Raw genomic sequence first — 898 nt, forward strand, 5'->3', positions numbered from 1 at the left:
CCTCGTCGACGGCGGCGGTGCCGAGCTTGACGACGTGGAACGCGTCCAGCACGGCCGTGGCGTCTTCGAGCTTGTCGTAGATCGCGGTCTTGTAGCCGGCGAACGGGTCAAGAGCTGCGACCTTCACGTTCTGCCGGAACGCTTCGCCGCGTTCGGCGAGCCAGGACGCGTAGGCCTTCCCGGAGCGGCCCGGCACCAGGTCGAGCAGCCTGGCCCGCGTCTTCCCGTCCGCGTCGCGGCTCAGATCGACCATCCCGGTCAGCTCCTTCGGACCGCGCTTGCGGGGGTCGACGTGATGCCAGATGTGCTCATCGACACCGAGCGTGGTGACGTTCTCGAACCGGGACTCGTCGGCCGCGAGCCGCTCCAACTCAGGCTCGACAGCGCGCCACACCGTCTTCCACGACGTTCCGAGCTGACGGGCGATACCGTGCACGGTGGCGTGCTCGCGGCGCAGCTGCCCGATCGCCCAGCCGACGGCGCGCGTGGTGATCGACCCGCGCCGGGCCACCAGACCCGGGAGCTGCTCCACGAACGTCCGTCGCACGCATCCCACCTCGTCGCACCGCCAGACCCGCTGCCGCCACACGATCCGCACCCGCGTCACGCCGGGCACATCGTGAAGCACCCGTCGACGGCGTCCGCGGCCGGTCGCGACGACCCCGCACGACGGGCAGCCGGTCGGTGCCGCCGGGCTCGAGACGGTCACGATCAGCAGCCCGTCACGGCGGTCAACGTCCTCGACATGGAGCCCATCGAGGCCGAGCAGCAAGTCGCAGCGGGAACACGGGCAGGCGGCAGAGCACGCGTCAGCGCACCCCGAACTATCGTGAGACACGTCGAGGTCCTCGGTTGGAGCAGCAGTTGGCGCTACTGATCCTCGGGGACCTCGACCCCT

Annotated in this window: 1 protein-coding gene; it reads right to left on the reverse strand. The window is 70.3% G+C overall.

Translation table 11 applies throughout. The features are described from left to right. Positions 1–838: transposase (locus tag AS96_RS11595; protein ID WP_442921708.1), on the reverse strand; the 838-nt coding region annotated here is incomplete at its 3' end. Positions 839–898 lie beyond the last annotated feature (60 nt).

This window comes from Microbacterium sp. MRS-1 (genome assembly GCF_000585455.1).
Lineage (GTDB): Bacteria > Actinomycetota > Actinomycetes > Actinomycetales > Microbacteriaceae > Microbacterium > Microbacterium laevaniformans.